This is a genomic window from Pseudomonas helleri (assembly GCF_001043025.1).
In the GTDB taxonomy this organism is placed as follows: domain Bacteria; phylum Pseudomonadota; class Gammaproteobacteria; order Pseudomonadales; family Pseudomonadaceae; genus Aquipseudomonas; species Aquipseudomonas helleri.
The window spans coordinates 301006-323720 of sequence record NZ_JYLD01000006.1 but is presented as its reverse complement, the minus strand read 5'-3'; the positions used below and the strand labels follow the sequence as shown (position 1 = coordinate 323720).

The following is a 22715-nucleotide window of genomic DNA, read 5'->3' as shown; positions in this document are numbered from 1 at the left end:
ATCGAACAAAAAAAAAGGGTGACCTTAACCGGTCACCCTTTTTTTGCGTCTGCGCTTTTACATCATGCGCGCATGTTGGTCCCACAAAATCCAGATCGTTCCTGCAACGATCAACAGCAAGATCAACGATGTAAATAGTATGAGCATCAGGTCATCGCGGTGAGATTTGCCCAAGTCGATGTGCAAGAAAAAGCGCAAGTGCACCACCACTTGCACCAACGCCAGGAAGCCCAATACCGCCAGGGCCTGGGTGCCTGTAACGACCTTGAGCCAGACCAGGCCGAAGGCGATCAGGGTCAGGACCAAGGCCAACACGAGGCCGATGCAATAGCTGCGCTGCTCGTTGCCCGGTTGCGCCTGCACAGTGTTGCTCGATGAGGTTTCTGGGTTCATGTGGCGACTCCGAACAGGTAGACGAAGGTGAAGATCCCGACCCAGACGATGTCGAGCATGTGCCAAAACAAAGCGAGGCGTAAAAGCCGCAGTTTGACCGGTGTATTGACCCCCAGCGTCATCACTTGCACCGCCAGCACGATCATCCAGAGGATGCCGGCCGACACGTGCACGGCGTGGGTGCCGGTCAATAAGTAGTAGGCGGACAGAAACCCACTGGTTTGCGGCCACGCATCGTGGGTTTCGATCATCACGTAATAGTCGTGGAGTTCGAACGCCACAAAAGCCGCGCCAAGCACGGCGGTAAGACCCAACCAGCCCAGCAGGCGGGTGCGGCTGGTGCTGTATTTCATGGCCAAAATGGCGAAGCCAAAGGTGAAGCTGGACAACAGCAGCAAGAGCGTTTCGATAAAGGCCGAGCCCAGGTCAAAGACCTCGGCAGGCGTCGGGCCATGGGCGATGCCTTGGCTGCTCATGGCGGCATAGGTGGCAAAGAGCGCGGCAAACAGCACCAGGTCGCTCATCAGGAAAATCCAGAACCCGAAGATGACTTCTGAGGCTTTGGCGTGGCTCTCGCGGTGTGTCACGTCCAGGTTCACCCCGGGGTGCAGAGAGTGGGGCGCATTCATAGGGCTGACTCCAACACGTCATCAGGGAGTTTTTGGCCGGGCTGCCCGATTCTGTCCGGGGCGGCCTTGCCCCGGTTTTTCGGGCTCATTTCCAGGTCGCGGGTCACGCCGGGCGTGGCCCGTACGGCAGCCAAAAAGGCTTCGTGTTCCGCTTCGACGCGGCTGGCCGGAATGATCTCGGTTGTCTGTGAGACAAACGAACGTGCGATCACCACAGCCCAAGCGGCGACAAACGAGAACACCACCAGCCACCAGATATGCCATACGAGGCCAAACGCCAGGGTGAAGCTGAAGACGCCGATCAATGGCGCCGCCATGGAGTTGCGCGGGACTTCGATGTCGCTGTAGGCCGCGGGCGAGCGATAGGCCTGACCGGTTTTTTTGGCTTCGGTAAAGGCGTCGCGGCCGTCGACGTGAGGGATGACCGAGAAATTCCACGCCGGTGGAGGGGAGGGGATCGACCACTCCAGCGAACGCCCGTCCCACGGATCGCCCAGCAGCACCGTGAGTTGGCGGCGCTGGCGGATCGACACGGCGATCTGCACCAGCAAGAACACCGTACCGAGCAGCAGCAATGCGGCGCCGAGCATGGCCAGTGCAAACCAGGGGGTGAACGACGGGTCGGACCACATCACGGTGCGCCGTGGCGCGCCATTCATGCCGAGCCAGTAGAGCGGGAAGAACGCCAGCAAAAAGCCGGGTGCCATTGACCAAAACGCCGCTTTGCCCCAGCCCTCGTGCAAGCGGAAGCCAAAGGCTTTCGGGAACCAGTACTGCACGGCGGCAAACATGCCAAACAAAACGCCCGGAATGATCATGTTGTGGAAGTGCGCGATCAAAAACAGCGAGTTATGCACCTGAAAGTCGACCGTGGGGTTGGCCAGCAGAATGCCGGTCATGCCGCCGAGGACAAAGGTCAGCAGAAAGTTGATGTGAAACAGCATCGGCGTGGTGATACGGATCCGCCCGCGGTACATGGTCAGGATCCAGTCGTACACCTTAACCCCGGTCGGAATGCCGATGATCATCGTGGCAATACCGAAAATAGCATTGACGTTGGCACTTTGGCCCATGGTGAAAAAGTGATGCAGCCACACGCCGAACGAGAGTACCGCGATGCACATGGTGGCGTAGACGAGCGAGGTGTAGCCGTAGATCCGTTTGCCGACAAACGTCGAGACCACCTCAGACCACACGCCCAGGGCCGGCAGCAACAGGATGTAGACCTCCGGGTGCCCGAACAGCCAGAAGAGGTTGGCAAAGTTCATCATGTTTCCGCCGTCACCGTTGGTGAAGAAGTGGAAACCGAGGTAGCGATCCAGCGCCAGCATGATCGTCGCGACGGTGAGCGGCGCCATGGCGAAGATCATCAAAATCGAGGTGCACAGCGTGGTCCAGCAGAACAGCGGCATGCGAAACATCGACATGCCAGGGCAACGCTGTTTGTACAGGGTCACGGCAAAGTTGAGCCCGGTCAGGGTTGAGCCGATTGATGCCAGGGTGACTGACCAGATCCAGTAATCCACGCCTTCACCGGGGCTGAACTCAATGCCGGTGTAGGGCGGGTAGCCACTCCAGCCGCCCGTTGAGAACTCGCCGACAACCAGCGAGACCATGATCAAACCCGCGCCTGCCGCCGTCAGCATCAACGAAATCGCATTCAGCAGCGGGAAGCTGACATCGCGTGCGCCGATCTGCAGGGGCATCACGTAATTCATCAGGCCGGTGATAAATGGCATGGCCACGAAAAAAATCATGATCGTGCCGTGGGTGGTAAACAGCTGGCCAAAGTGATCAGCCGAGAGATAACCCGCGCCATCGGCGGCCGCGAGTTGCTGAGAACGCATCACACCCGCTTCGATCAAGGCCCGCAAGAACATGACCAGGGCGATGACGATGTACATGATGCCGATTTTTTTGTGGTCGACACTGGTCAGCCAGTCCCGCCATAGCGGCTTCCACCAATGCATGACGGTCAGCAAAACCACCACACCGATCGCGCCGAGGATCACAATGCTGCCCGCACCGGACGCCACGAATTCGCTGGTTGAGGGGTGCTTGATGGCGCCGGCAAACACCAGTGAGTCCCAGCTAAGTTGCCCGAAAATAGTCTCCCAACTCACTGTTCTGCCCCTTTTGTGCTGGTGTGTTGAAGATGCTGTTCATGCCCTGGTGATGGCTGGGCGCTAGCCGCTTTGGCGTGCTCATGGCCACCGGTGAAACTGCCGAGAACCCGCTCGAACAAGCCGCTTTCGACACTGCCGTAATAGCGCGGCGCATGCTCGATGCTGGGTTTGAGCAGTTCTTGGTAAGTGCTCAGGTCCAGTGTCTGCGCGCTTTGGCGGGTGTCACGGACCCACGCGTCGAATTGCCCGGCCGGCATCACCACCGTGGGGAACGATTGAGTGGCAAAGCCATCGCCGTTGTACTGCGTGTTACGCCCCCGGTACTCACCGGCGCGGTCCGCCATCAGGTTCAGTTGAGTGGTCATGCCGGCCATGGTGTAAATCTGCCCGGCCAGTTGCGGGATCATGAAGGACTGCATTACCGTGCCGCTGGTGAGCTTGAGGCGCACCGGGCGGTCTTGCTCCAGTGCCAGGTAATCGAGGGTGGCGATGCCTTGCTGCGGGTAGATGAACAGGAACTTCCAGTCCAGCGAGACCACTTCAATGTCCAGCGGGTCGCTGCCAAGTGGGCGGTACGGGTCATATTTGTGCGTGTGCGCCCACAGCGCCGAGCTGAGGACAATGATCAGAATGATCGGTATGCCCCACAAAACGGCTTCGTTACCCCAGTTGAAATCCCAGTCAGGCCGATACGCGCCCCGACCGCCGCGGCGGTAACGCCACAGCACCCAAGGGACGAGGATAAATATCGGCACGACGACAATGAGCATCAGCGAAATAATCGTCTTGAAGTGCTCAAATTGCGCGGCCGCAATCGGGCCTGCGGCGTCGATAAAACCGGCGTTGGCGATCGCCGTGTCAGCAGATGGAGCGGCTTGCGCCAGTGCGGGCAGCAGAAGGCCCGAGACAATCAGAGCGCAGGGTGTGATTCCTTTCACGCGGTAATCTCCTTGAGTCTTACAACTTGATCAGCGCTTTGTTGAGGGGGCTTTAGTCAAGGCATGCGTTCAGATGACCTCCAGTGCAGGGTTCGTCAGGCGACTGCCGGGTGAATGATTGGTACAGGGTGTCAGTTAAGGCTGGAGCGTTTGACCCGCACCGGCACTGATTTGTAAGCCGGAATACCGCTTTGCGGGTCAATGTTGTCCAGGGCAATCAAACAGTTGGCTTCCGGGTAGTAAGCGGCCACCGAGCCGGGCGCGATGGCGTGTTCCACGGCGGTCAGCTTCTCGTAACGCATCTGCCGGCCGGAGGTCACCGTCTCGATGTCCACCAGATCACCGTGGGCCAGACCGCGTGCCTGCAAGTCTTGCGCGCTGATGAACAGCACATCGCGTCGGCCGAAGACGCCCCGGTAGCGGTCATCCAAGGAGTAAATAGTGGTGTTGTATTGGTCATGGCTGCGCAAGGTCATGAGCCGTAGCACATCCTCGCCTTGCACCACCCAGTCTTCATCCACACCTGGGTACACATAAAACTCGGCTTTACCGGAGGGCGTGTGCCAAATGCGTTCGGTAGCCGGCAAGGGCAATCTGAAGCCTCCCGGCACACGGATTCGCTGGTTGTAGTCTTCGAAACCGGGGATGGTTTTTTCGATCAGGTCCCGGATCAGGTCGTAATTGGCCACAAGTTCTGGCCACGCAATCGACAAATGAGGCAGTGCAGCGCTTGCCATCCCGGCCACGATCGCCGGTTCTGAACGCAGGTGCTCGGAGGCGGGCGGCAAGCGACCGGCAGAGGCGTGGACCATGGACATCGAGTCTTCAACGGTAATCGCTTGCGCGATGCCATTTTGCAGGTCCAGTTCTGTACGGCCCAGGCAGGGGAAAATATAGGTCTCTTTTGCAACCAGCAAATGTGAGCGGTTCAACTTGGTCCCGATATGCACACTCAGGTCCAGCTGTTTCATGGCCGGAAAGCATTGTTCGGGGTCGGGCAGCGCCACCGCAAAATTTCCGCCGAGGCAAATCAGCGCCTTTGAGGTACCGGCAACCATGGCTTGCATGGTTTGCACCGCGTTATGGCCTGGGGCAGCAGGGGGCTTAAAACCCAAAGTCTGTTCAATTTTTTGCAGAAAGCTCGCCGAGGGTTTCTCCGTGATGCCCACCGTGCGATTGCCCTGCACATTGGAGTGCCCGCGTAACGGGCATATGCCGGCGCCCGGTTTGCCCAGGTTGCCGCACAGCATCAGCAGATTGCACAGCGAGCGCACGTTTTCAGTGCCGGCATTGTGCTGGGTGATGCCCATACCGTACGTAATGATGGTGGCATTGGATTTGGCATAGGCCGCCGCAACCTGTTCCAGCGCTGCGCGGGTGAGCCCGCTGTGGCGTTCGATCAGCGCCCACTCGGTCGCGACCAAGTCTGCTTTCAGTGCTTCAAAACCTTGGGTATGCGTCGCGATAAACGCGTGATCCAGCACTTCGCCGACACGCTCCTCAAGTTCCAGTACAGCTTTCATCACCCCTTTAACCGCTGCCACGTCACCGCCTGCTTTGACATTCAGGTAGGTGGAGGCAATCGGTGTTGAACCGTAGGTCGCCATTTCAACCATGTTCTGCGGGTCGGCAAAGGTCTCCAGGGCGCGTTCTCGAATAGGGTTAAACACCAGGATCGGTACTTTGCGGCGTGACACCTCATGCAAAGTGCCCATCATCCTCGGATGATTTGTGCCCGGATTATGGCCAATAGAAATGACCAACTCGCACAGATCAAAATCATCAAGAGACACCGTGCCTTTACCAATGCCGATGGATTGCGGCAGGCCGACACTGGTGGGTTCATGGCACAGATTGGAACAATCGGGGAAATTGTTGGAGCCCAAACCGCGGGCAAATAACTGGAACAGATAAGCGGCTTCGTTAGAGGCTCGACCCGAGGTATAAAACTCAACTTGAGTGGGATCGAGGCTGCGCAGGATCTCGCCAATACGTTCAAACGCAGTGTCCCAGGCCACGGGCTTGAATGTGTCAGAGGCGCGGTCATACACCAGCGGGCAGGTCAGGCGCCCGTAGTTTTCCAGCTCGTGATCGCTGCGATTGAGCAGGGCGCTGACCGTGTGTTCGGCAAAAAACTCCGGTGTCACACGTTTGCTGGTCGCCTCCCACGTCACAGCCTTGGCGCCGTTTTCACAAAATTCGAAAGTTGAACTGTGCTTTTTGTCAGGCCAAGCGCAACCAGGGCAATCGAACCCATCGGGTTGGTTGGTTCTCAGGAGCGTGCTGACGGCCTGCACATTCTCCATTTGTTCGCGAATGGCATTCGCAGTGGCCTTTAACGCGCCCCATCCTCCGGCGGGCGCTGTGTAATCACGAATACCCTCGACCTTTCCTTGCTTGGACATGTTCACTCCTTGAACCCCAGAAAACACGCTCTACGACGGTGTTGAGCCTGAATCCGGGCGCAACCCGACAAACTGACTCACGGTTATAAGTCTGTTTTTTATAGGGTTATTAGCGGTTCGATTGACCATAGGTAAGCGATCTATATCTGTCAAGAATGCCGCCGCTGCCCTTTATAAAGCCTGCGCAGATGAGTGACCGGGCGTGTTTATGTTATTAAGTTCAGCCCATTTGAAGGAGCAGGCCTGTATGGAAGCCACCCTCGCCATTATTGCAACGATGACGCAGTCCGCTGACTTTAACGGCGCTTATGAACACGCCGTTCCGCTTGCGCAGCAGTACCCCAATGCAGTGGCTGCGCAAATAGCAGCGGCTTATGCGTGTGACCGCGTGGGTGATGAAGAACAAGCCCTGGTTTACTATCGCAAGGGCTGGGCGCTTGGCGTGCCTGAAGAACACCGATTTCAGTTTTTGATCGGGTTTAGCAGCACCCTCAGGAATGTAGGGTGCGCGCATGAATCGCTCGAGTGGTTACAGCTCGCCAGGGCTGAACAACCAAACAATCCGGCGCTTGCTGCGTTCACTGCGCTGGCTTTGCACACCGTTGGTGAGACCAAATTGGCGCTCGCTACCATGCTGGAGGCTGCTTTAAAAACGGGGGATGGCAACGGGCTCGCACCCTATACCCGAGCGCTGACAGAGTATCGGGATGAGCTGTTAGTGGCTGCCGGGAACCCGCAGCAGAATTCAAGTATTGAGACTGATGAGCCCAGTACTTCGGCTTGAACCCATCAGATTTTTAGCACTTTGCGGGGGACCAATTGCCTGACTTCTTCAATTGATTTATAGGGGATCAGGCTGCTGGGAAGTTTCGAGGTGCTGGACAAGTTGTAAACGCTAAAGTCAGCGTCCATGACCTTTTCTGCCATCAGTTCAAAGGAGGGCAGAATGCGAGATTCCATATGCTCATCCAACACGCAGGGTGACTTCTCTGATTGAGGCGTCTCATAAAAACGCCCTGTATCAGGGCACAAATCTACTCCGACCATAAATACTTCATTGAAGCCCGCGTGATAAGCAACTTGCAAAGCAAGATAGGCCACTGTTCTGGCGTCGAAATAACCTTCACTCAAATCTTTACTGAAGCCTATGCTGCTGTTTCTGCCTGTATGGAATTTAGAGCGGCGGATCAAATTACCAGGCTCGGCTGAGAATAAATCTCTCCAGGTAGATTTAGCGGCTTTTTTCAAGGCGTAGAATTCGCCGGATGGCAGGGGGATGTCATGCAGTACGTAATCTTCTCGCAGCACTACGCGCTGGCTAAGTGCCAGCCCTGCGTGGAATAAGCGGCTTTGCTGTGTGAAGAAGCCAGAGTCGGTGCAGACATAGAAATAAGGTCTGATTGAAGTATTCAGGAACATCGAAATCGCACCGTTTACGACAATCATCGGTACGTGTTTAAACTCATTTAGAGGGAAGTTTTTGGCTGATGCACCCGAAGCAATGATAAATACAGCACCCTCAGCGATATCCTTGCAACCCGATAGTGCAAGCGGCGTAGGAGAATGGGTGGAAATATAGGTGCTGGCAACGCCCATGGCTTTGAACCCTCTGGAGCAGAAACTGAAGAACCTTACGCTCATATGTGCAGAGCATATGTAGTCCTTTTCCAGTATAGGTGTGGGATATTGACTTCACTCATGAAAAATCTGTCAGTTTGGTAGTTTTGAAGCAATTATCGCGCGCAATTTCACCAGATTTTCACAACTGTAAAGAAGTGTTAGTTGTCTTAACGTAAGTTTAAAAAACTTATTGCTAGTTGATGTTTTTAATTGCTGAGTTATAGCAGGCTCTCTGAGTTGGAGCCTGCTACTTGTGGTGTTGTTGAACTACTGGGCCTTATTAGTTGTGGCAAACTTCTTGGCCGCAATAACACACACAATCACCGCGCCGGTCACGCCAAACATGCCAAGGGTCACCGTTTCATGCAGAAAAGTAGCGGCCAGGGCCAGCCCGAAAAAAGGCTGCAACAGTTGAAGCTGGCCCACGGCGGCAATACCCCCCAGGGCCAGGCCGCGATACCAGAAGAAAAAGCCGATTAACATGCTGAACACTGAGATGTAGCCCAGGCCAAACCACGCAGGCGGGCTGATGCCTGTGAAAGAGGCGGGGGCCACGATGTAGGCCAGTGTTGCCATGATTGGCAGCGAGAGCACCAGTGCCCATGAAATAACCTGCCAACCGCCCAGGGTTCGCGACAGTTTGGCGCCTTCGGCGTAGCCAAGGCCGCAGATCAGGACTGCCAACAGCATCAGCATGTCGCCTCGGGCAGAGGCGGTCAGCCCTTGTGAGACGGCAAACGCGATGACCAGTGCACTGCCCAGAACCGAGAAGAACCAGAACGCCGGGCGCGGGCGTTCACCCCCGCGCAGTACAGCAAAGGCAGCAGTCGAGAGCGGCAGCAGGCCGAGGAAGACGATGGAGTGCGCTGAGGTGACATGCTGCAAGGCCAACGCGGTCAACAATGGAAACCCCAGCACCACGCCGATCGCCACGATCAGCAGTGAAAACAGCTGGCTTCGATCCGGGCGTTTGGCTTTAAGCGCCAGCAGAATGCACAGGGCCAGCACCCCGGCGATGGAGGCTCGGGCAAAGGTCAGAAAAACCGGATTAAACTCTTGCACGGCGACGCGGGTCGCGGGCAACGAGGCGCTGAAAATGACCACGCCGATAAAACCGTTGATCCAGCCGGAAAGGTTTTTCTCGGTCGCTGGGGTGTGCAAATTAGAGGTGCGTTCCATCGGGTCTCACGCTCAAGGCTAAAGGCAGGATTGCTTTAAACGCATGCTACGGCCGAAGATTGATGACAATCAAAATATTGTCATGGATACATATTCCGATGCCCCGTTCCCGATACAAGTCGCTGGTCGACTCGTTTGCCGCCGATATCCGCTCAGGGCGATTGTCTCCAGGTACACGCCTGCCTACGCACCGCCAGTTGGCCGCGAGACAAGGGTTGGCGCTGGTCACGGCGAGCCGCGTGTATGCAGAGCTTGAGGCCATGGGGCTGGTCAGCGGAGAGACCGGGCGCGGGACGTTCGTCAGGGAGACGTCGCTGCCGCCAGGTCACGGCATTGACCAGCCGAAAGTCACGGCGGGCATGCTGGACCTCAACTACAACTACCCGTCCGCGTTGGGGCAAGCCGACATGCTTCGCACTGCGTTGCGGCAACTGGCGTTATCCGGGGATCTGGAGTCGTTGTTGCGTTACCAGCCACATGGCGGCCGCCTGCACGAGCGGGCGTCAGTGGCGAGGCATCTGTCAGCTCGCGGCTTGAACGTCCCGGCCGAACAGGTGTTGATCGTCAATGGTGCTCAGCATGGGTTGACGGTGGCGCTGATGGCCTTGTTAAAACCTGGCGATGTGGTGGCGGTTGATGCGCTGACCTATCCGGGGTTTAAAGCGCTTGCGCAGACCCTGCACCTGGAAGTTTTGTCTATGCCGGTGACCGACTGCGGCCCCGATCTCAACGCGCTGGAAAAACTCTGCTGCAGCCGTTCAGTCCGTGCGGTTTACAGCATGCCGACACTGCACAACCCGCTGGGTTGGGTGATGAGCATCGAGCAGCGTCAGCAACTGGTCGCCATAGCGCGCACCCATGACCTGCAGATTATTGAAGACGCGGCCTACGCCTTTCTTGTCGAAAACCCACCGCTGCCGATCGCTGAATTGGCGCCAGAACGGACAATCTACGTGTCAGGGCTTTCCAAAAGCGTTGCTGCGGGCTTGCGTGTCGGCTTTATGGCCGCCCCCGCCCACCTGATTGCGGCGTTGGAGCGCGTGATCCGGGTGACCGCGTGGAACACCCCCGGCGTCATGACTTCGCTTGCTAGCGCATGGCTGGAGGATGGAACCGTAAGCCGTCTGGAAGTGCAAAAGCGCCAAGACGCACATGCCCGACAAAACATTGCTGACGAACTCCTGGCTGGGTTGCGCACTGTCCGTCATCCGTACTCCTACTTTATCTGGCTGCCTTTGTCTGAAGACGCCCGCGCAGAGCAAGTCGTGTCAGCCCTGATGCGCGAGCACGTTTCGGTGTCGTCCGCGCAGCCATTTGCTACCTCGACCCATGTGCCGCGTGCGATTCGTCTGGCGTTAGGGTCAGTAGACTTGGCGTCACTGCGTGAGGGGCTGGCTAAAGTGAAGTGGGTGGTTGATGCATATTCGTAGGGTTTAGCGCGGGGTTTGAGCTGCCACTGAGCTCTTCAGTGGCAGGCCGACCTGTGCTGGTGGTTCAAATCCCTGAGCGTGTCATCGGGCTGAGTATCTGACTGCCCAGATTCAAGGCTTGGGTCACCAGGCTCCTCAATTCCAGCGGGTTTTCACCCTGGACGTGCTGTGCCAGTTTTTCTCCGAGAGTGGGGGTGCCGTCCTGGCCTTCGGCAAAAGCTCGAAGGATCAGCAGACCATTGCTCGTGAGGACGACTTCAAAAAAAGAAACGCCTGACATACCGTCGAAGTGGATGTAGCCGACGTCGGCCAGCCATTTGACGGTAGCCAGAAACAGGTTTTCTTCTTGGCTCAGTAGCTGGCGGTTGCTGTCTTCTAGGGTGTTGTAGTCGATGAATTCTTCTGCGCTCAGGGTGATGGGCAGCGGGAAACTGCGGTACAGGCGGCCGAGAATCAAGCCGGTGTAGCTGTCGAACAGTTCTATGTTGTTGGGCGGCAGGTCGTTGACGGCGTGCGTGCTTTTATCTTTGGCAGAACCAGCAAATCCTTTGAACATGCGAACCTCTTCCAGTGGCGGCTGCGTGCCGCGTTCAAACATTTGTCCTTATGGGTATAGCACAGGCCCTGAAGATGGGCTGAGTCGCGTACACCCCGTAGCAGTTGACGAGCCTTGCGAGGCTACGTCCGGGCGCGCAGCGGCCGAAAAAAGAGCCAGATCAAAAGATCGCGAGGCAAGCTCGCTCCTACAGTTTGAATCGCTTACATCCTGTAGTCGCTGACAAGGCACGAAGGCTGCGAACAAACACCCCCTCGTAGCAGTTGACGAGCCTTGCGAGGCTACGTCCGGGCGCGCAGCGGCCGTAAAAAGGGCCAAGATCAAAAGATCGCGAGACGGTTGTATCGCGTACACCCTGTAGTCGCTGACAAGGCACGAAGGCTGCGAGCGAACACCCCCGTAGCAGTTGACGAGCCTTGCGAGGCTACGTCCGGGCGCGCAGCGGCCGTAAAAAGAGCCAAGATCAAAAGATCGCCCCTACACTTTTAATGCGCCTCAACCTCAAGGCCATACAACTCGCAATACTCGGCCCATTCCATGCCTGCCATTTGCGCCACTTCGCGGTGCACTTCAAGGCGCTGCGCTTCAAAGTCTTCGGGCGTTTCACTGGTCAATTGCAGGGTCAGTTCCCAGGCAAAAAAGCCCAGTTTTTCAGCCTCCGCTTCAAAGGCTTCGTTGAGGCGTTCCTGACGATATTCCTCCATGGATAGGCCCGCCGCGCGGGCTTCCAGCGGGTTTAGATTGTCGAGTTTTGTGGCCAGTTCCGGGCGTTCGCCCAGGAACCGGTCAAGGGCTTTTTGATGCCGAGGTCCAGGTTCGGTCACACAGATCTCCACGTAATGAAGGTTGTAAACACAGCATAGACTGCGCGGGCCAAGCCGCTCAACGTCGCTCATGCTGCTTGCGATAAGCCCCCGGTTGCACGCCGATCGCTTTGGTAAATGCCCGGGTGAAGGCGGCAATCGACTGATAGCCCACCGCACCACAGACTTGCTCGACGGTGTGGCCGGTTTGTAGCAAACGGCAGGCATGGCGCATGCGCAGCGCCAGCAAGACATGCCCCGGTGATTGCCCGGCCTGCTCGCTAAACCGTTTAAAAAACGCCGAGCGTGACAGGCCAGTGCAGGCGGCCATGCTTTCCAGTGTCCAGGGCTGCTCGGGGTGTTCGATCAGTTGCTCCAGCAAGCTCGAAAACAGCGGCTGCCGAGCCAAAGCGACCAAGCCCCCGAGGTTCGGGTTGTCGCCGACTTGCTGGCGTAAGACATAGAGAAATAGCAGGTGGCTCAGGCGCTCAAGCAGGGCTGACGATGGCCCCGGTGTTCGCTGACATTCTTCCAGTATCAACTGGAAAAGCGTGCGCGCTGCGTGGGACGACGGGTCGTCGGCGCGCAAGAGAATCCACGCGGGCAGGGCTTCGATGATCAGCGCCGAAAGCCCCGGCTGAAAATGGAAGAAACCACAGACCAGGCCCACGCCATCTTCCGCCTGACTGTCGAGCGCTTGCATGGTCTGGCGCGGCAGTTGCGCGGCCAGGCTTGGGTCTTGGGCGCTGGACAGCCGGTACTTCAAGTCTTGCAGCAGAAACAGCGCATCCCCCGCGTTGAGCTGCACGCCCGTGGTTTGCCCCTCGACATGCAGCCAGCATTGGCCCTGCACGACCATATGGAAACTGGCACGGGCCAACCCCTCGGTGCTGCTGTGCCAGCCGCCGCAATAACGGCCGACGTGAAACAGACTGGCATCCAGCTCAAGGCTTTCTAATAACCAATCGATTAGTGGGGTGGAAGAAATCATCTAATGGAAACACTCAGGAGCAAGTAATCGCTACTTTAGAATATGGAATGAATTTTTTATAACCAACAGACTGTTTAGACACCTTACGCAGGAGTCACCACATGTCTCGCGTCACCCTTCATACCCTGGAAACCGCACCGCAAGCCGCCAAGCCATTTCTGGAAAACGCGCAAAAAAACTCAGGATTTATTCCGAACTTGCTAGGGATTCTAGCCAATGCGCCGGCGGCATTGGAAACCTATGTCACCGTTTCGGCGCTTAACGGCAAGTCTGAGCTGACCCTGCCTGAGCGTGAAGTGGTGCAGTTGATTGCTGCCACGCGTCATGGTTGCGATTTTTGTGTCGCAGGGCATACCGCCGTGGCGCAAAACAAGGCAAAGCTGCCAGACGAAGTGGTGACGGCGCTGCGCGGCCAAACCGAGCTGCCAGTTGAACGACTGGAAGCGCTGGCGGCGTTCACCCGTGAAGTGATTGCCACCCGTGGTGATGTCAGCGACGGCACTTACGCCACCTTCAAGGCCGCCGGTTTTACCGAAGGCCAAGTGCTGGAAGTGATTCTGGGCGTGAGCCTGGCGACCTTGTGCAACTTTGCCAACGTCTTCGCGCGGACCCCGTTGAACCCTGAGCTGGCGCGGTACAGCTGGAACAAACCTGAGTAATCAGCGGGCCACGATTTTAAGGAGAAACCCACATGCTCGACCCCGTACTCAGTCATTGGCTGGAGACCGAAGCCGAGGCGCTCGACTTGGGCCACAGCGACCCGCAGACCGTTCTGTCACAGCTGGCGGCCGCCAATGTGCTGCGGGTCGGGGTTGACCCGGCGTTGGGCGGCAGCGGCGGCTCCGTCGTCGATGCGATAGAAAGCGTGGCCAGTGTCGCCAGTCATTCGCTGGCCTCGGCGTTTGTGTTTTGGGGCCAGCGCGCGTTTATCGAATATGTCCTGCAAAGCCCGAACAAGGCCCTGGGTGAGCGCTTGCTGCCCGATTTGTTGAGCGGTCAACTGGCGGGTGCTACGGGCCTGTCCAATGCCATGAAGTTTCTGTCGGGGGTCGAGGCGCTGCAAGTGCAGGCGCGGGCCGAGGCTAATGGCTGGAGCCTCAACGGCCGTTTGCACTGGGTGACCAATCTGCGCAAAAGCGGGTTTGTGGTGGCAGCAGCGATTGATCGGGAAGAGGGCGGTACGCCGTTTGTGCTGGCGATCCCTGACGCCCTGCCGGGGCTGACGCGCTCGGCGGACCTGCAACTGATGGGCTTGCAGTCGAGCAATACCGCAGCCATTGATTTGCAAGCTGTGCAGGTGGCTGAAGAGTGGCTCCTACACGACAATGCCAAAGTGTTTTTACCGGCCGTGCGCCCGGCCTTCCTGGGCTTGCAATGTGCCATGGCGATTGGTCTGGCGCGGCGTTCGCTTAACGAAGCGCAAGCGCATCTGCAAGGCCCACGCGCAGGCTTGCTCGAACTCCTGGAAGAACAACGGGCGGCCCTTGAAAGCCACGTCACAGCGCTTAAGGCCGGGCTGCTGGACGGGCGTTTTCTGACGCAACCGGCAGCGCTGTTCAAGATCCGCATCGCCCTGGCCGAGGCCACCGCGAGTGCCGTGCAATTCGAACTGCAAGCCAGCGGCGGCAAAGCTTACCTGAGTGCCTATGGCAGCGCGTTTGCGCGTCGCTGGCGCGAATCGGCCTTTGTGCCGATTGTGACCCCAAGCCTGGTACAGCTGCGGGCCGAGTTACAGCGTCAAAGCCAGGCCAGTGCGCAATGAGTGCGGTGGTGCTTGAGGCGCGCCAGATCACCCTGGGCTATGCCCGTGACACGGGTTGGCAGTCAGTGCTGGAAGGCTTTGATCTGCAATTGATGCCCGGTGAAGTGGTCTCGGTGCTGGGCCCCAGCGGGGTGGGCAAGTCCAGCCTGCTGCGGGTGCTGGCCGGTTTGCAGACGGCCCACGGCGGTAGCGTCAGCGTGCTGGGCCAGCCGCTCAGCGCGCCGCATCCGCGGGTGGCGGTGGCCTTTCAAGACCCTAGCCTGTTGCCGTGGTTGAGCCTTGAAAGCAACGTCGCGTTTGGCCTTGATTTCGCCAGCCAGCCGACAGTCTCCGGCGCCGAACGCAAGGCGCGGGTGGACCAGGCCATTGCCGAGGTGGGCTTGCAGCACGCACGCGGCCAATACCCGGCGCAACTGTCGGGGGGCATGGCGCAGCGGGTCGCATTGGCGCGGTGTCTGGCACGCCAACCCCACGTGCTTTTACTCGATGAGCCGTTTGGCGCGCTCGACGAAGTGACCCGCGCCGACATGCAACAGCTCTTGCTCAAAGTGATCGAGCGGCACAACACCGCCGCATTGTTGATTACCCATGACATTGACGAAGCCCTGCTGCTCAGCGACCGAATTCTGCTACTGGGTCACAGCCCGGCGCAGACGGTGGCGCAGTGGCGCATTGATCTGGCGCAGCCGCGCGACGAGCGGATCGATGAACTGGGTGCCTTGCGCATAGACATTCTTAAAACCCTTCGGCGGGCAAGCCGCAAACCCGATGCAGTTATTGACCCTTTGCCCAACTCGCTGGAGCGTGAACATGTGCCTGGACGACTTTACCCACACTCGACGTGACATTTTAAAACTCAGTGCCATGCTCACCGCAGCGGGCGCTTTGCCAATGCTGGCCAGCTTGCAAGCGCGGGCGGCTGCCGAGCCGGATGCGCCCGTTCGCATTGGCTACCTGCCCATCACCGATGCCACGCCCCTGCTGGTTGCGCATAACAATGGCCTGTTTGAAGCCGAAGGCATCAAGGCCGAGCGCCCGGTGCTGTTGCGCAGTTGGGCACAGGTGATCGAGGCGTTTATTTCGGGGCAGGTCAACGTGATCCACTTGCTGTCGCCAATGACGGTGTGGGCGCGTTATGGCAGCAAGGTACCGGCCAAAGTCGTGGCCTGGAACCATGTAGGCGGCTCCGGTTTGACCGTGGCGCCGCAGATTACCGACGTCAAGCAATTGGGCGGGCAATCGGTGGCAATCCCGTTTTGGTACTCGATCCACAACGTGGTGGTGCAGCAGTTATTCCGTGAAAACGGTTTGCAGCCGGTGACACGGCCCGTCAACAGCCCGTTGGCCGCGAACGAGGTCAACCTGGTGGTGATGCCGCCTTCAGACATGCCGCCAGCACTGGCCACCCAGCGCATCGCTGGCTACATCGTTGCAGAGCCGTTCAATGCCCTGGCGGAAGACCTCAAGGTTGGGCGAGTACAGCGCTTTACCGGGGACATGTGGCGCAACCACGCCTGCTGCGTGGTGTTTATGCACGAGCATGATTTGAACAATCGCCCCGAGTGGTCGCAAAAAGTCGTGAATGCCATTGTTAAAGCGCAAGTCTGGACCCGCGACAACCGTGAGCAGGCCGCCAAACTGTTGGCCAAAGACGGCGAAAATCGCTACACCCCGCACAGCTCGCAAGTGTTGCAACGGGTGCTGTCCCCAGCGGCCACGGAGCGCACGGGCTATGAACATGACGGTGCGATCCGGCACGCGAACTGGGATGAACAGCGCATCGACTTCCAGCCTTATCCTTTCCCGAGCTACACCGAAGAGCTGGTCACGCGCCTCAAACACACGCTGATTCAGGGCGATAACGGTTTTCTCGCAGACCTTGACCCTAAACAGGTGGCAAAGGACCTGGTGGACGACCGTTTCGTCAAAAACAGCATTGCCAGCGTCGGTGGCCTGAAAACTTTCGGCCTGCCCGATAGTTTTGAGCGCACCGAGGAGTTCGGCTTTTGAAAACCCAAGCACCTTCACTTGCACGCCAATGGCTGCTCGGCGTCGCCGGGCTGTTGAGCCTGTTGCTGCTGTGGTGGCTGGGCATTGAGCTGTTCGGCAGCGCGCAGGGGCTGTCGGCGCGTTTCTCGCCACAGGCCACCTTTGCCAGCCTGTTTGACTTGCTCGGCAGTGCACAGCTCTATGACAACGTCTGGGTGAGCGTAAAGCGCATTCTGATCAGCTTGCTGATGGCCCTGTTGATCGGCGTGCCACTGGGCTTGTTGATTGGCGGCTCGCGCAACCTCGAAGCGGCCACCACGCCAGCGTTTCAGTTTTTACGGATGATCTCGCCGCTGTCGTGGATGCCGGTGGTGGTGATGCTGATGGGCGTGGGCGATCAGCCGATCTACTTTTTGCTGACGTTTGCCGCCGTGTGGCCGATTTTGCTCAATACCATCGCCGGTGTTCGGCAACTGGACCCGAGGTGGCTGCAACTGAGCCGAAGTCTGAGTGCCACGCGATGGGAAACCCTACGCCGGGTCATTCTGCCGGGGGTTCTTGGGCATGTTTTGACCGGGGTGCGGTTGTCGATAGGGATCTTGTGGATCGTGCTGGTGCCGTGCGAAATGCTTGGTGTGAGTGCCGGTTTGGGTTACTTCATTCTCGACACGCGTGACCGCTTGGCTTACTCCGAACTGATGGCCATGGTGGTGCTGATCGGTGTGCTGGGTTTTGCCCTGGATGCTTGCGCGCGCAGCCTGCACCGGCGCTGGGTGCATGCCTGAGCCGTTGCACCTAGTGTTCGGTCATAGAGCCTTTGTGTACTGAGCCACTGAAGGGGTGCGGTCTGTGCACGGTGCGACGGCCGGTGATGACGTACAGCACATCCACGCCGATCAAGGTGATGGCGGCCAGATAATCGGCGCGAGGCATGCTCAGGTCCCGCTCATAACAGCCTTGTGCGTAACGCCCAACCCCGCCAGCGTCGGCGAAAAGTTCTTGCGTCAGCTTCAGGCGTAGACGTTCCTGTTTTAAGCGTGATCCGTATGTACTCATAGATGCAGCCCGTGAAAGCCAGAGGGGTCACAAAAAAGAGTAATTCAAGCAATGAAATAGGGAAAGGGTAGGAGCTGTAAATGCCTACTAACAAGTAGGATATTTGCCAACTCCATGCAGGATTACTGCTGAGCAATCCTGCACGGCGGGGTATCAGACGGCTGGTCTGGCTTCTGTTTCTGGCAGGAACCAGTTCAAGAGCAAGGCACAAATACCGCCTGTGGCGACCCCGGACTCCAGCACATTGCGCAAGGCTGCTGGCATATGGGCCAGGAACTCAGGCACTTGCGACACGCCCAGGCCCAAGGCCAGCGACACGGCAATAATCAGCAGTGCGCGACGGTCCAGTTGAATGCTCGCCAGGATATTGATCCCCGACGCGGCCACCGCACCGAACATCACCATGGCCGCGCCGCCCAGTACCGGTTCCGGTACGGCCTGGATGGCCCCGGCCACGCTTGGGAACAAGCCCAGCAGGATCAACATGCCGGCAATCCATACACCGACATGGCGGCTGGCAATCCCGGTGAGCTGAATCACGCCGTTGTTTTGCGCAAAGATTGAGCTTGGGAAGGTGTTGAACACACCGGCCAGCAACGAGTTGGCGCCGTTGACCAGCACGCCGCCCTTGATGCGCTGCATCCACACCGGACCTTCAACTGGCTGGCGCGATATTTTGCTGGTGGCGGTCACGTCGCCAATCGCTTCCAGCGACGTCACCAGGTAAATCACCAGCATCGGGATAAACAATGCCCACGAGAACCCCAGGCCAAAGTGCAGCGGCACCGGCACCTGGAACACTTCGGCCTGATGCATGCCGGTGAAGTCCAGACGGCCCAGATAACCCGCCAGCGCGTAGCCCACCGCCAAAGCGATGACGATGGCGCAACTGCGCATCCACACCAGCGGGATACGGTTGAGGATAACGATAATGGCCAGCACCACGCCGGACAGCATCAGGTTTTCACCGTTGGCGAAGGTGCCATTGGCCATGGCGCTAAAACCGCCGCCCATGCTGATCAGGCCGACTTTAATCAGCGTCAGACCAATCATCAGCACCACGATACCGGTGACCAGCGGGGTGATCATGCGTTTAACAAATGGCAAGACCCGCGAGATGCCCATTTCGACGAACGACCCGGCAATTACCACACCGAAAATCGCGGCCATCACGCCCTCGACCGGGGTGCCTTGCTTGACCATCAACGCGCCACCGGCAATCAGCGGGCCGACAAAGTTGAAGCTGGTGCCCTGAACAATCAGCAAACCGGCGCCAAAGGGTCCGAAGCGTTTGCATTGCACAAAGGTCGCGATGCCGGAAATCACCAGCGACATGGAGACAATCAAGTTGGTGTCGCGGCTCGACACCCCGAGCGCCTGACAGATCAGCAGGCCGGGGGTAACGATTGGCACGATGATGGCCAACAGATGTTGCAGCGCGGCCAGAAAGCCGATCCACGGCTTGGGGCGGTCTTCGAGGCCAAAGACCAGTTCGCTGGTCTGGGACTCGGCTTCATGCGGGGTTTTGGGAGAGGTCATGGCGAGCGCCCTGGAAAAAAGAGCGCGATTCTACTGGTGTTAGGCCACCACGCCCAGTGTTTGCTTGCACAGGCTTTCGCTCCGGACTCAAGCGAACTTAAATCAATCGAATGATTAGGCCGTGCTGTGGTCGCAGTTAAAGGCCCGAAGGGCACATGGCAGCACTTTTAAAGGGACGTGACTTGATGCTTGAACCCACCTGGACCGCCTTGAAACACCACCGCCGGCTGCAGCACATTGTGGCGACCCTGGTGCGCTTTGGCGCGCAGGACGTCTTGATTCGCCTGGGGCTGGGGCGCTTGCTCGCCGAGGTGAAGGCCGAACCCGGCGACTCGCTGCCCGCTACTACCCCGCAGCGGGTTCGCATGGCCCTGGAAACGTTGGGGCCGACGTTTATCAAGTGCGGGCAGATACTCGCCAGCCGCAGTGACATCCTGCCGCCTGCGTGGGTTGAAGAACTGCAAGCCTTGCACAGTCAGGCGTCGACCTTGCCCTGGTGTGAGCTTGAAGCCCAAGTGTTGGAAGATCTGGGCTGTGAGCTGGAGCAGGCGTTTGCCGAATTTGACACACAGCCTTTGGCGGCGGCATCGATGGCTCAGGTCTATCGCGCGCGGTTGCTCACGGGTGAGGCGGTGGTGGTCAAAGTACAGCGGCCCGGCTTGCGCCAACAAATGACCGCCGATTTGCAGTTGCTGGAAAGCCTCGCGCAGTTGATTGAGCAAAATGATGCGCTGGCGCTGTATCAACCGCGCCAGATGGTTCGGCAGTTGGCCAGGGCGATGCTCGAAGAACTGGACTTCACTCAAGAGGGGCAAAACTGCGACAGCGTGGCGCAGAATTTTGCGCAGACCCCGCACATCGTCATCCCGACTATTTATTGGGCGTTCAGCAGTCAGCGCTTATTGGTTCAGGCTTTTTTGCCCAGCTTTACCCCGCTGACCCGTGCGGCATTGATAGAGCAGGGGCTGGACCCAAGCCTGCTGGCCAAACGCGGAGCGCAGGCATTTATCAAAATGTTGCTCGAAGATGGCCTGTTTCATGGTGATCCGCATCCCGGCAACTTGCGGGCAATGAGTGAGAACCGCGTGGGGTTTATCGACTTCGGCATGGTGGGGCGTCTTGATGAACGCCGTCGGCTTGAAGTCATGAACTTTATGCGGGCTTTGACCGAAGGCAGCATCGAGGTATTGGTGAGCGTCTTGATCGACTGGAGTGGCGAGCGGGTGCAAGACCTGTCGCTGATCGAGCAGGCGGCCCGTGAATACATGTCGAGACAAAAGGGCGGGCCTCTGAAAATGAGCGCCTTGATCACCGACTTTCTTGAGTTGATCCGTGAATACCGCTTGCCGCTGCCCGCGGATTTGCTGGTGCTGTTTAAAGCGCTGATTACGGCGGATGGCGTGTTGACACAGCTGGATCCGGAGCTTGATCTGGTGGCCACGGCCAGGCCTGCAGTAGAGATGATGCTGCGTGAGCAATTTGACTGGAAAGCCGCCAAGCGTCTGGGCATTGAGGGGGTGCACCTGGGGCGCGGGGTGTTGGCGGATTTGCCCAAACTGACTCGCTTGATGGTGCATCGGCTCAAGCACGGTGTGGTCGACCTCAAGGTCGATATGCCGGGGCTGGAACGCCTGGAGCGCTCGCTGCGGTTAGCCTCGACCCGTCTGTCACTGGCGTTGTTGATCAGCGCGCTGCTGATTGCTTTTGGCCCGCAAATAGCCGCGGCCGGGCCCGTTTGGCAAGGCTTGTCAGCGGTGGGATGGTTGGCCGGGATTGCCACATTGGGAGGTTTGCTGGCGTTTCTATGGAGCCTGTTTAAAAGCCCGTAATGATCTGTAGGAGCGAGCTTGCCTCGCGATCTTTTGACCGTTTAAAAGATCGCGAGACAAGCTCGCTCCTACAAGAGGCTGTTACAAATGCAACGCATGCCCCAAGGCGCGCAGGGCGGCTTCTTGCACGGCTTCGCCCAAGGTCGGGTGAGCGTGGATGGTGCCGGCGATGTCTTCCAGGCAAGCGCCCATTTCCAACGACTGGGCAAAGGCGGTCGACAGCTCGGAAACCCCGGCGCCCACGGCTTGCCAGCCAACAATCAAATGATTGTCACGCCGCGCGACTACGCGCACGAAACCGGCTTTGGATTCCAGGGTCATGGCCCGGCCGTTGGCGCTGAACGGGAAGCTGGCGCTGATAAAGTCCAGCCCTGCCGCTTCAGCGTCTGCCGGGTTCTTGCCCACCACGACTATTTCCGGGTCGGTAAAGCACACCGCCGCAATGGCTGCCGGGCTGAACTCACGCTGTTTGCCTGCAATGATCTCGGCCACCATTTCACCTTGCGCCATGGCCCGGTGCGCGAGCATCGGTTCGCCGGTGAGGTCGCCGATGGCCCAGACGTTGCGCATGCTGGTGTGGCAACGGTTGTCGACGCGAATTGCCGAGCCGTTCATGGCCAGCGCCAGGGTTTCCAGGTTGAAGCCCTGGGTGCGCGGGCGGCGACCGACGGCGACCAGCACCTGATCGGTTTCCAGGGTTTGGCTTTCGCCCATGCGATTGCGCATCGACAGGGTTTTGCTGCTGGCCTGGAAGCCTTCAACGCTGTGCTCAAGGTACAGAGTAATGCCCAGCGCTTTGAGCGATTCAGCCACCGGCAATGTCAGGTCTTTGTCATAGGTCGGCAAGATCCGCTCACGGGCCTCGACCACTGTCACTTCTGCGCCCAGTTTGCGGTAGGCGATGCCCAGTTCCAGACCGATATAACCCGCGCCCACCACAGTCAAGCGTTTGGGGATCGCGGCAGGGTTTAGCGCTTCGGTGGACGAAATAATGGCCCCGCCAATCGGCAGTATTGGCAAATCCACGGTCTGCGAGCCGGTGGCCAGCAACAGGTGCTCGCACTCGATGCGCTGCCCGTCGACTTCCACGGCTTTGCCATCAAGGATGTTGGCCCAGCCATGAATGACCTTGACCCCGTGCTTTTTCAGCAACGCGCCAACACCGGTGGTCAGGCGATCAACAATGCCGTTTTTCCATTGCACGCTCTGGTTGATATCCAGGGTCGCAGCTTGGGTCTTGATGCCCAAAGGCGACTGGTTAGTGCTGTAGCGCTGCGTGGTGTGGAACTGTTCGGCCACGTGGATCAGCGCCTTGGACGGGATACAGCCGACATTAAGGCAGGTACCGCCCAGCGACTGGCCTTCGATCAAGACCGTTGGAATACCTAGCTGACCGGCGCGGATCGCTGCCACATAGCCGCCAGGACCGCCGCCGATAATCAGCAACGTAGTGTGATGAGTGGGTTGCAT

General features: G+C 58.4%; 21 protein-coding genes. 8 read left to right on the top strand and 13 right to left on the bottom strand.

Going from position 1 to position 22715, the window contains the following annotated elements; genetic code table 11:
* Positions 1–57: 57 nt before the first annotated feature.
* The 5 genes from cyoD to TU84_RS12455 all read right to left on the bottom strand — a co-directional run bounded on the left by cyoD (position 58) and on the right by TU84_RS12455 (position 6491).
* Positions 58–393, bottom strand: coding sequence for a cytochrome o ubiquinol oxidase subunit IV (cyoD, locus tag TU84_RS12475; protein WP_048369373.1), 336 nt, complete (start codon positions 391–393; stop codon positions 58–60).
* Positions 390–1022, bottom strand: a complete 633-nt coding sequence (locus TU84_RS12470) for a cytochrome c oxidase subunit 3 (RefSeq protein ID WP_048369372.1) — start codon at positions 1020–1022, stop codon at positions 390–392. The genes cyoD and TU84_RS12470 overlap by 4 nt, the downstream gene beginning before the upstream one ends.
* Positions 1019–3130, bottom strand: a complete 2112-nt coding sequence (locus TU84_RS12465; protein WP_409348704.1) for a cbb3-type cytochrome c oxidase subunit I — start codon at positions 3128–3130, stop codon at positions 1019–1021. The genes TU84_RS12470 and TU84_RS12465 overlap by 4 nt, the downstream gene beginning before the upstream one ends.
* Before the next feature lie 11 nt (positions 3131–3141).
* Entirely contained in the window at positions 3142–4086 is a 945-nt protein-coding gene (locus TU84_RS12460; RefSeq protein WP_048369371.1) for a COX aromatic rich motif-containing protein, read from the bottom strand.
* Positions 4087–4217: 131 nt separating this feature from the next.
* Positions 4218–6491, bottom strand: a complete 2274-nt coding sequence (locus tag TU84_RS12455; protein ID WP_048369370.1) for an FdhF/YdeP family oxidoreductase — start codon at positions 6489–6491, stop codon at positions 4218–4220.
* Between the two features lie 247 nt (positions 6492–6738).
* Between TU84_RS12455 and TU84_RS12450 the strand changes: the two genes are divergently transcribed.
* The gene (locus TU84_RS12450) at positions 6739–7275 is read left to right on the top strand and encodes a tetratricopeptide repeat protein (RefSeq protein ID WP_048369369.1); all 537 of its coding nucleotides are present in this window, start codon (positions 6739–6741) and stop codon (positions 7273–7275) included.
* A 5-nt stretch (positions 7276–7280) separates the two neighbouring features.
* Here the strand turns inward: TU84_RS12450 and TU84_RS12445 are convergent, their stop codons facing one another.
* On the bottom strand, positions 7281–8087 hold the full coding sequence (locus tag TU84_RS12445) for a lipopolysaccharide biosynthesis protein (protein ID WP_048369400.1): 807 nt from the start codon (positions 8085–8087) through the stop codon (positions 7281–7283).
* Between the two features lie 291 nt (positions 8088–8378).
* Positions 8379–9290: a DMT family transporter gene (locus TU84_RS12440; protein WP_048369368.1), complete on the bottom strand. Its 912-nt coding sequence runs from the start codon at positions 9288–9290 to the stop codon at positions 8379–8381.
* 98 nt (positions 9291–9388) lie between these two features.
* Between TU84_RS12440 and TU84_RS12435 the strand changes: the two genes are divergently transcribed.
* Positions 9389–10720: an aminotransferase-like domain-containing protein gene (locus TU84_RS12435; protein ID WP_048369367.1), complete on the top strand. Its 1332-nt coding sequence runs from the start codon at positions 9389–9391 to the stop codon at positions 10718–10720.
* Between the two features lie 64 nt (positions 10721–10784).
* On the opposite strand, the gene TU84_RS12430 is transcribed toward TU84_RS12435, so the two are convergent.
* The 3 genes from TU84_RS12430 to TU84_RS12420 all read right to left on the bottom strand — a co-directional run bounded on the left by TU84_RS12430 (position 10785) and on the right by TU84_RS12420 (position 13070).
* Positions 10785–11276, bottom strand: a complete 492-nt coding sequence (locus TU84_RS12430; RefSeq protein WP_048369399.1) for a hypothetical protein — start codon at positions 11274–11276, stop codon at positions 10785–10787.
* Positions 11277–11761: 485 nt separating this feature from the next.
* On the bottom strand, positions 11762–12100 hold the full coding sequence (locus TU84_RS12425) for a DUF6388 family protein (RefSeq protein WP_048369366.1): 339 nt from the start codon (positions 12098–12100) through the stop codon (positions 11762–11764).
* Between the two features lie 58 nt (positions 12101–12158).
* Positions 12159–13070: an AraC family transcriptional regulator gene (locus tag TU84_RS12420; protein ID WP_048369365.1), complete on the bottom strand. Its 912-nt coding sequence runs from the start codon at positions 13068–13070 to the stop codon at positions 12159–12161.
* 101 nt (positions 13071–13171) lie between these two features.
* Here TU84_RS12420 and TU84_RS12415 point away from each other — a divergent pair, with 101 nt between their 5' ends.
* The 5 genes from TU84_RS12415 to TU84_RS12395 are packed head-to-tail and all read left to right on the top strand — an operon-like array spanning position 13172 to position 17606.
* Positions 13172–13729: a carboxymuconolactone decarboxylase family protein gene (locus TU84_RS12415; RefSeq protein ID WP_048369364.1), complete on the top strand. Its 558-nt coding sequence runs from the start codon at positions 13172–13174 to the stop codon at positions 13727–13729.
* A gap of 32 nt (positions 13730–13761) precedes the next feature.
* Entirely contained in the window at positions 13762–14832 is a 1071-nt protein-coding gene (locus tag TU84_RS12410; RefSeq protein WP_048369363.1) for an acyl-CoA dehydrogenase family protein, read from the top strand.
* Positions 14829–15677 (top strand): ABC transporter ATP-binding protein, encoded by an 849-nt coding sequence (locus TU84_RS12405; protein ID WP_048369362.1) that lies wholly within the window; start codon positions 14829–14831, stop codon positions 15675–15677. The genes TU84_RS12410 and TU84_RS12405 overlap by 4 nt, the downstream gene beginning before the upstream one ends.
* Complete coding sequence (locus TU84_RS12400) at positions 15643–16842, top strand: ABC transporter substrate-binding protein (protein ID WP_048369361.1); 1200 nt, start codon at positions 15643–15645, stop codon at positions 16840–16842. Before TU84_RS12405 ends, TU84_RS12400 begins: the two co-directional genes overlap by 35 nt.
* Positions 16839–17606: an ABC transporter permease gene (locus tag TU84_RS12395; protein WP_048369360.1), complete on the top strand. Its 768-nt coding sequence runs from the start codon at positions 16839–16841 to the stop codon at positions 17604–17606. The genes TU84_RS12400 and TU84_RS12395 overlap by 4 nt, the downstream gene beginning before the upstream one ends.
* A gap of 10 nt (positions 17607–17616) precedes the next feature.
* Here TU84_RS12395 and TU84_RS12390 read toward each other — a convergent pair whose 3' ends face one another.
* Together TU84_RS12390 and TU84_RS12385 are read right to left on the bottom strand one after the other, a co-directional pair.
* Positions 17617–17877 (bottom strand): helix-turn-helix domain-containing protein, encoded by a 261-nt coding sequence (locus tag TU84_RS12390; protein ID WP_048369359.1) that lies wholly within the window; start codon positions 17875–17877, stop codon positions 17617–17619.
* 153 nt (positions 17878–18030) lie between these two features.
* On the bottom strand, positions 18031–19416 hold the full coding sequence (locus TU84_RS12385; protein WP_048369358.1) for a nucleobase:cation symporter-2 family protein: 1386 nt from the start codon (positions 19414–19416) through the stop codon (positions 18031–18033).
* A 155-nt stretch (positions 19417–19571) separates the two neighbouring features.
* On the opposite strand from TU84_RS12385, the gene TU84_RS12380 reads away from it, so the two are divergent.
* The gene (locus TU84_RS12380; protein WP_241486407.1) at positions 19572–21245 is read left to right on the top strand and encodes an ABC1 kinase family protein; all 1674 of its coding nucleotides are present in this window, start codon (positions 19572–19574) and stop codon (positions 21243–21245) included.
* Between the two features lie 81 nt (positions 21246–21326).
* On the opposite strand, the gene lpdA is transcribed toward TU84_RS12380, so the two are convergent.
* The gene (lpdA, locus tag TU84_RS12375) at positions 21327–22715 is read right to left on the bottom strand and encodes a dihydrolipoyl dehydrogenase (protein ID WP_048369356.1); all 1389 of its coding nucleotides are present in this window, start codon (positions 22713–22715) and stop codon (positions 21327–21329) included.